Source organism: Frankia sp. KB5, from assembly GCF_002099325.1.
Taxonomy (GTDB): Bacteria; Actinomycetota; Actinomycetes; order Frankiales; family Frankiaceae; genus Frankia; species Frankia casuarinae.
In genome coordinates, this window is sequence record NZ_MRUJ01000418.1 from 1 (window position 1) to 1,073 (window position 1,073).

1 protein-coding gene is annotated in these 1,073 nt (G+C 66.5%); it reads left to right on the forward strand.

The features are described 5' to 3' along the window. The first annotated feature begins 319 nt into the window (after window positions 1-319). The gene (locus KBI5_RS24935; RefSeq protein WP_011436591.1) at window positions 320-829 is read left to right on the forward strand and encodes an Hsp20/alpha crystallin family protein; all 510 of its coding nucleotides are present in this window, start codon (window positions 320-322) and stop codon (window positions 827-829) included. Window positions 830-1,073: the final 244 nt, after the last annotated feature.

The following is a 1,073-nucleotide window of genomic DNA, read 5'->3' on the forward strand; positions in this document are numbered from 1 at the left end:
CCCAGGCAATCCGACACCACGCGCGGCGCCCCGAACGACCACTAGAGACGATCAAGAGCCTTGCTTGCTAACCGACAACTTTGCCGGGGCCCTGGGGTCAGGACAGGGACCGGGGGCCTGAGCCCGGCAGGACGGGCAGCACCGGGCAGCGCCGCTTTCTGGCCCTACAGCCGATTTCTGGCCTACAGCCGGCTGCAGCCGGGTGTCTCTCGGCCGCGGCCCGCAGTTTTCGGGCCGRCGAGGCAGGGGTAGAGGCAAGGCATAGTCAATTGGACGCAAAGGTGATAGCCGGCCGGCCTGGCCGGAAGGAGTGAGGATCATGACACTACCCGTACGACGCGGAGAAGGCCTGGGAACGCTGGCACGGTGGGATCCGTTCCGGGAGATCGAGGACGCCTGGACCCGCATGGGCAATCTGCTCGGCGACGTCATAGGCGGCGTCGAGGGCCGTCCGGCGCGGTTGCTGGGCGGCATGGTGCAGCCGGTCGACATTGAGGAGACCGAGGACGCGTTCGTGATCGATCTCGATCTTCCCGGGGTGCGCCGGGAGGACATCTCCGTGGACCTGCGTGACAACGAGCTGTTCGTCACCGGTGAAATCAAGGAGCGGGAACGCACGGGAGTACTGCGCCGCCGTAGCCGCCCGGTGGGCCGGTTCGAGCACCGCATCGCCGTGCCGGGTGACATCGATCCGGAATCGGTGCACGCCACCCTGGCCGACGGAGTACTCACCATCCGGCTGGCGAAGGCCAAGCGGAGCCAGCCCAAGCACATCGAGATCAGCACCGGCCCCGAGGGCCAAGGCACCGGCCCCGAGGGCCAAAGCTGACTGAGCGCCTGGTATACAACTGAGCGCGCCTGGTACCCGGACCCGCCAGCGCGCCCTCCACCGGGACCCCGGCAGACCCGGCCTGTCCAGCCGGTCGGCTTGCCCCGCCAGCAGGCGATACCGACGATTTGTAATTAAGGTTTTGCATGTCGCGAGGATGGGCCTGCGATGTTTGCGGAGTCCGGTCGCGGTAAACATTCAGCTTCATTGTTGATGTTGCTGTGAGTGGTTGGCGCTCGTTCCG

What these genes read in the sequence shown, in the direction of transcription:
- KBI5_RS24935 (WP_011436591.1), top strand. Translation starts at nt 320, where the DNA reads ATGACACTACCCGTACGACGCGGAGAAGGCCTGGGAACGCTGGCACGG.